The organism is Nocardiopsis alkaliphila YIM 80379, from assembly GCF_000341005.1.
Classification (GTDB): Bacteria; Actinomycetota; Actinomycetes; order Streptosporangiales; family Streptosporangiaceae; genus Nocardiopsis; species Nocardiopsis alkaliphila.
This window is the reverse complement of the sequence record NZ_ANBD01000056.1, coordinates 1-5,635: the sequence shown is the minus strand read 5'-3', so window position 1 is coordinate 5,635 and position 5,635 is coordinate 1. Positions and strand designations below refer to the sequence as shown.

Sequence of the window (5,635 nt, the reverse complement as noted above, 5' to 3'; positions counted from 1 at the left end):
TTCCGTTTCCGGCTCGGGCTCGGGCTCGGGTTCCGTTTCCGGCTCGGTGGTCGATTCTTCAGGCACGTCCATTTCCTCGGATGGTCCCCGTTCCGGGGCGCCGACCGGGAGCACTTCGACCGGTGGGGCGAATACCGGAGCGGGTTCATCCGCCACGAGGGGCACGGCGAGAGGGTCATGCGTGTCGTCCGAGTCGTCGGTGTCCATCTGGACCGGAGGTGGTGGATCCTCCGCCGGCGCGTCGAGGAGTGGGGCGGCGGTACTGGACGGATCCTCCTCCATGGGCACATCCGCACCGACCGAAGCGAGGGCGAGAGCCACCGCCACAGAGGCCGCCGCGGTGGACCCGACCACGGCCTGCTTTCCGCCACGAGACATCCGATTCCACCAAGCCCCGGCCGTCGCGGGCCCGCCCATCGCGGTCGCCCCAGGGACCGTGGTCAGATAGCCCGTGGCGCCGGACCCGACCACCAGCGGAAGGACGACCCCGCGCAGTCCGACGTTGACGTCCATCAGTTCCGCGTACACCGCGCGGCAATCACCGCAATCGTCCATGTGCCGATCGACCTTGGCGGTGTCCCGCTTGGCCAGGCCTCCGCGCACGTAGGCACCGAGAAGATCGAGCGTGGGGCGACAAGCCTTCGCCGCCCCGCTCCCCGCCAGGTGCATCTGTAGGTAGGCCTGACGCAGCCCTTCCCTGGCCCGATAGGCGAGAGCGGACACACCATTGGGGTTCATGCCGAGGATGGTCGCCACGTCCGCCGGCTTGGTCCCCTCGATCTCGGTGTGCCACAGCACCGACTGCCAACGCTCGGGCAGGGAGAGGAAGGCACGGGCGATCAGCGAACGCTCCAGTCCCTCCAACGCGGGGTCGACGAAGGGCTCGCCGGGGTCGTAACCGTCCATGTCATCCGTGACGACCTGACGCTTCTCCCCTCGTCCCCGGTCGTAGGCGGCGTTACGTACCGCGGTGAGCAGGTAGGGACGGAAGGCGTCACTCGGCCCTCCCCCACGTTGAATGACACTGAGCACCTTGGTGAACGCCTCGGCCACGGCGTCCTCGGCCTCGGCCTCCACGCGCAACAGCTGACGGGCCAAGCCGCGCGCGGCGGACGCATGGCGCTCGTAGAGGGTCCCGAAGGCCGCGTTGTCACCGGCCCTGACCCGCGCGATGATCTCGGCGTCGCCGAGCAGTGTCTCGGTGTGATCACCCTCGGTGTCGGCCACTCCACGCCCTTTCACTCCTGGACCGGCCCCGCACCGGTTCCGGCTGCTGACAGAGAACACGGATTCGGCGTCCGAAACCACGTGCTCGAAAAAATATCCCTTATCCGCGTCATGACCGCCACCCGTCTCCGTGATCAGGGGTGAGGGTGGGCAGGGCGAGCCTGAGTCGGAGCACGGCCCCGCCCACTCGAATGAACGACGAGCGGGAGCGTGAGCATGAGCGAGATCGAGGTGAACACCCAGGTGGGGGACCGGATGGCCCACCACCGGGAGCTACGCACGTCGTGGCGGCGCCACTCGAAGGGGACGGGATGGGAACGGGGCGCGCGTGACCGTGGCGACCGCTTGGATCCTCTGACCGGGCTGGCCGAACGCGATCATCTGCGCGCCCGTTTGGGAGAGCTCTACCGAGGAGCCCAGGAGAGCGTCCCGTCGGCCTTCGAGTACCTCCTGGTGGTCATCGCGCTGGACTCCTCGCTCGATCCCTGGCGGCGGACCGCCCGCTTGATCGTGCTCGGCCACGAACTCCGTTGTTTCTTCACCGGTGGGGAGACCGTGTGTCTGGTCAACCGGTCCCGGATCGCGGTACTCGTCCCGAACAGGCCCTCCTTGTCCGCGGAGTTGGACCTGCTGCGTGAAAAGACCTGTTGGGAGCATGGGGCCGCCGTGTGGTCGGTCCCTTTGCCCAGCACCCACCGCGAGGCGCTGTCCCTGTTCGAGGCGCTGGACGGCGCGGTCACCACCTTCGACGTATGACCCACCGACGCCGTTCCGGCACGTAGGGGCGCCCCTTGAGGGGAAGGCGCCCCGTCGGACGGCACCACCGACCGCCGCGCGACGCCGAGGGGACGCGCGCTGAGCGGTCGGCCCCACCCGATACGACCCCGTGGGCCCTCTGGCCCCACGAGAGGGCGGCCCAGGGGAGTTTCGGGCGGGTTCGGCGCCGCGTTCCACGCGTGCGCCGGGGCGTGCCCGCACAGGGGAGACGGGCACGCCCCTCCACGTTTCCAGGGGTGCCCAATGGCCCACCCCGAAGCGTCATCCGACCTTGATCCGGCCGAAGCCGACCCGGAACATCGTTCTTCCCCACCAGGTGGTGGGGACCGCACGTAGGTTGACGATCGAGGGCGATGGCCGCGCCGATCACCCCCGAGCCGATCGGGCCACCGTGGTCATCGGCTCTCTGGTTCCCTCTCGGCGACGGTGAACCATCTGAGCTCTGGCGACGCTTTCAGGGGCTCATGGTCCATCTGTCACCGAAAACCACCTGACCGTTCCCCCTGACCCGGTGCCCAGGATGGGGGTGGCCGTTGAGGAAGGCCTCCGCGTAGGGATCGGCGGCTCGTGTGATGGGCCGCCTGGGCCGGGGCGGCTGCGGCCAGAGCGGCTCGAACGGACTTGCCGGTACGTGGTTCGGCGCGGTGGGTTCGCGGGGGCCCGGAGACGTGATGGCGTACGGGGCCGCGGGGATGCCACCGAAGACTCCCAGAGCGGGGCCTTGACCGGTGTATTCGTGCATCGGGTGTCTCCCCTTCGGTCCGGCGCCGTAGGTGCCTTACGCATCGAGGAAAGCATGCCCGGCCCGCTTCCACCAGACCACCGGACGATCTCAGTCCGGAGGGTCGCCCAGACCGAAGTGCCCGAGCGCGGGCTCCAGGCCCTCGATCTCGACCGGAACCGTCCGGTGCCTCTTCCAGTCCTGACGGCTCAGCCGGTACCGCAGCTCCCGAACCCGCTCACCGCGCACTTGGACGTACTGGACGCCGTCCGGCCGATAACCCAGCTTCCGCGAGACGCCGATGGAAGCCGAGGAGGTCTCGAACGCCCCCGTGATCGCGTCCAGGGCGCCGAGGCCTTCGAAGGCCAAGTGGAGCACGGCGGCGCGCATCTCGGTGCCGATCCCACGCCCCTGTACGCGCCGGGTCAGCCACGAGCCGGTGCCCACCTGGCGGACGACGGCGAAGTCCCTCGCCCGCATGTCCTGGATCCCGACCACTCGATCCTCGAACACCACGACCGCGTTGAACCCCCAGTCCTGGGGTGTCCAGTCGGCCATGTTCCGCCAGTTGTGCTGAATCACCCCTTGGGCCAGTCGCCCGGGACCCTGGTCGGTCCAAGGGAACATGAACGGCATCGTGGCCGGGTCGTGGACCCCACCGAGGGCCGCTTCGGCCAACTCGGCGAGGTCGGAGTCGGAGGGCATGCGCAGTTGGAGTCGAGGCGTGCGCAGGCGTACGCCCAACGGAGGAAAGTGGTCGCTGATCATTTCCGCATTCTGGGACCACCATGACCCGTTGTCATCTGCTTTTTCGTGCCGGTCAGCGCACGAGTTCGGCGATGAGCTCCGGCAACGCCTCGGCGGCCGTCCCTGGTTCGGCGGTGAGGTCCCGAACCCGCCAACCCCGCATACCGGCCAGACGCGCCGGATGCGCGTGGGCGGGGTCGGTGAGCAGGTAACCGCAGGGTGCGTCCGGCCAGTCCGGGATCGTGGGTAGGCGCTCGGTCCGGTAGCCGGCGGGTTCGCCCTCGCTGAACGGCGGGTCCGGCAGCTTCTGGTTGCGGGAGATCTCCTCACGGGTGGGACTGCCCGGTTGGGGTAGCGGCCCGTCCAGCAGAACGTAGCCGAGCACGGGTCGGTGGGCGGCGCGCTGGGCGGCGGCCACGGCTCCGAGCAACGGGCCGGCATCGCCTTGGGCCACCAACACCGTGGGGGCGTCGGTCGCGACCAGACGGTTGATCTCCAGACTGACCCGGGCCACGTAGCGCGCTGCGTGCGGCGGAGTGTCGTCATCGGTCACGGTGGGAAGGACCGGATGGTGTCCGTGAGCGCTGAGCACCCGCTCGGCCCTCGGTAGGGAGAAGGCCACGCCAAGGGTGGGCGGAAGTAGGACCGTGATCACTCGGCGCCGCCCCCGCGGGTCTCGTCCTCGACCCAGGCCAGGTACGAGGGGTTGCCACCGATGACCGGGACCGCCACGATCTCAGGCACGTCGTAGGGGTGGACCTCGACCACGTGGGCGACCAGGTCGTCCAGGCGATCGGCGGAGGTCTTGATCACGACCATCCACTCCTCGTCGGATTGGACGGCGCCCTCCCAACGGTAGAAGCTGCGGATGGGACCGCTCACCTGCGCGCAGGCCGCCAACCGGTTCTCGACGATCAAACCCGCCACCCGTTCGGCGCCCTCGCGGTCGTCGACGGTGGTCTCCACCCGAACGACGTCGGTGCGCTCTGCCATGGTCACCCCATCTAGGGCGGGACGCCTGGTCCGCGCGTCCCCTCCCGGTGTTCTAGGCTCACTGCTCATGAGCGAACGTGATGAACTCCTGCGTCAGATCAACGATAAGGCGGTCGTGCGCGGGAAGGTGACCCTGTCCTCCGGTAAGGAGGCCGACTACTACGTCGACCTGCGTCGGATCACCTTGGACGGGAAGGCCGCGCCACTGGTCGGGTCGGTCCTGTTGGACACCGTCGCGGACCTGGAGTTCGACGCGGTGGGCGGTCTGACCCTGGGCGCGGACCCGGTGGCGACCGCGATGCTGCACGCCGCGCACGCGCGAGGCCGCAGGCTGGACGCCTTCGTGGTGCGCAAGGCGGGAAAGGCGCACGGTCTCCAACGTCGGATCGAAGGTCCAAACGTCAAGGGACGACGCGTGCTGGCGTTGGAGGACACCTCCACGACCGGTGGTTCGGTGTTGACCGCCGTGGAGGCGTTGCGTGAGGCGGGCGCCGAGGTGGTCGCGGTCGCGCTGATCGTGGACCGTGGCGCGCGTGGACGGTTGGAGGAGGAAGGCCTGGAGTACCGGCCCGTCTTCGAGGTGTCCGACCTGGACGTATGAGTTCACCGGGCGAGCGTCGGTGGGGCCGTGCACGGTCCCACCCGGACCGAGGTCGGTCGTCGATCCGGGGCGGGCTAAGGGTTCAGGGTGAAGCTGTGATCGGGATCGCGGTCGGAGATGTCCTGTGCGGTGCCGTTGACGTAGACCTCGACGGCGGCGGGGTCCGAGATGGTCACTTCCAGACCCTCGGTGTTCTCCCGATAGTGCACGGAGTTGCCCTGGGACAGTTCCTGGTCCATGAGCACGTCGCCGCCGGGAATCCGGACGAAGACCTTGGCCGATTCACCCACCACCCGGATGTACAGGGCGCCCATCTCATCGGAGTCGACCGGTTCGGCCGCCGCCTCCGAAGCATTGGCGCTAACGCTACCGCCGGTTCCCGGAAGGGCTCGGTACAGGAAGTACCCACCTAGGGCAACCAGCATGACCAGGAGCGCGACGGCTCCGACGATGGCCATGACCTGGCCAACGCCTCGCGGATCATTCCTATGCCTTCCCACGGCGACGAATGTAGCGCGTATCACGACAAAAAGCGACAGGCGTCATCCTCAGACCTCGGATCACTCACA

General features: G+C 68.6%; 8 protein-coding genes. 3 read left to right on the top strand and 5 right to left on the bottom strand.

Translation table 11 applies throughout. From position 1 onward, the window contains the following. On the bottom strand, positions 1 to 1,227 hold a 1,227-nt coding region (locus tag D472_RS25150; RefSeq protein WP_017604219.1), incomplete at its 3' end, for a sigma-70 family RNA polymerase sigma factor. Between the two features lie 216 nt (positions 1,228 to 1,443). Here D472_RS25150 and D472_RS25145 point away from each other — a divergent pair. Beyond that, positions 1,444 to 1,983 (top strand): hypothetical protein, encoded by a 540-nt coding sequence (locus tag D472_RS25145; RefSeq protein WP_017604218.1) that lies wholly within the window; start codon positions 1,444 to 1,446, stop codon positions 1,981 to 1,983. A 374-nt stretch (positions 1,984 to 2,357) separates the two neighbouring features. Beyond that, positions 2,358 to 2,498, top strand: a complete 141-nt coding sequence (locus tag D472_RS29495; protein WP_394295614.1) for a DUF6177 family protein — start codon at positions 2,358 to 2,360, stop codon at positions 2,496 to 2,498. Positions 2,499 to 2,836: 338 nt separating this feature from the next. On the opposite strand, the gene D472_RS0109325 is transcribed toward D472_RS29495, so the two are convergent. Genes D472_RS0109325 through cutA form a run of 3 tightly spaced genes read right to left on the bottom strand, consistent with a single transcriptional unit; the run spans position 2,837 to position 4,465 of the window. Continuing rightward, the gene (locus D472_RS0109325) at positions 2,837 to 3,493 is read right to left on the bottom strand and encodes a GNAT family N-acetyltransferase (protein WP_017604215.1); all 657 of its coding nucleotides are present in this window, start codon (positions 3,491 to 3,493) and stop codon (positions 2,837 to 2,839) included. 52 nt (positions 3,494 to 3,545) lie between these two features. Further along, positions 3,546 to 4,127: a hypothetical protein gene (locus D472_RS0109320; RefSeq protein WP_017604214.1), complete on the bottom strand. Its 582-nt coding sequence runs from the start codon at positions 4,125 to 4,127 to the stop codon at positions 3,546 to 3,548. Next, positions 4,124 to 4,465, bottom strand: coding sequence for a divalent-cation tolerance protein CutA (gene cutA / locus D472_RS0109315; RefSeq protein WP_026117525.1), 342 nt, complete (start codon positions 4,463 to 4,465; stop codon positions 4,124 to 4,126). Before cutA ends, D472_RS0109320 begins: the two co-directional genes overlap by 4 nt. 67 nt (positions 4,466 to 4,532) lie before the next feature. On the opposite strand from cutA, the gene pyrE reads away from it, so the two are divergent. Continuing rightward, the gene (pyrE, locus tag D472_RS0109310; protein ID WP_017604212.1) at positions 4,533 to 5,066 is read left to right on the top strand and encodes an orotate phosphoribosyltransferase; all 534 of its coding nucleotides are present in this window, start codon (positions 4,533 to 4,535) and stop codon (positions 5,064 to 5,066) included. Positions 5,067 to 5,140: 74 nt separating this feature from the next. On the opposite strand, the gene D472_RS0109305 is transcribed toward pyrE, so the two are convergent. Continuing rightward, positions 5,141 to 5,524 (bottom strand): RodZ domain-containing protein, encoded by a 384-nt coding sequence (locus D472_RS0109305; protein WP_017604211.1) that lies wholly within the window; start codon positions 5,522 to 5,524, stop codon positions 5,141 to 5,143. Positions 5,525 to 5,635: the final 111 nt, after the last annotated feature.

Excerpts from the sequence above, each read along its gene's own strand:
- D472_RS0109325 (WP_017604215.1), bottom strand. The coding sequence starts at position 3,493 with ATGATCAGCGACCACTTTCCTCCGTTGGGCGTACGCCTGCGCACGCCT.
- D472_RS25145 (WP_017604218.1), top strand. The coding sequence starts at position 1,444 with ATGAGCGAGATCGAGGTGAACACCCAGGTGGGGGACCGGATGGCCCAC.
- pyrE (WP_017604212.1), top strand. The coding sequence starts at position 4,533 with ATGAGCGAACGTGATGAACTCCTGCGTCAGATCAACGATAAGGCGGTC.
- D472_RS29495 (WP_394295614.1), top strand. The coding sequence starts at position 2,358 with ATGGCCGCGCCGATCACCCCCGAGCCGATCGGGCCACCGTGGTCATCG.
- D472_RS0109305 (WP_017604211.1), bottom strand. The coding sequence starts at position 5,524 with ATGGCCATCGTCGGAGCCGTCGCGCTCCTGGTCATGCTGGTTGCCCTA.
- cutA (WP_026117525.1), bottom strand. The coding sequence starts at position 4,465 with ATGGCAGAGCGCACCGACGTCGTTCGGGTGGAGACCACCGTCGACGAC.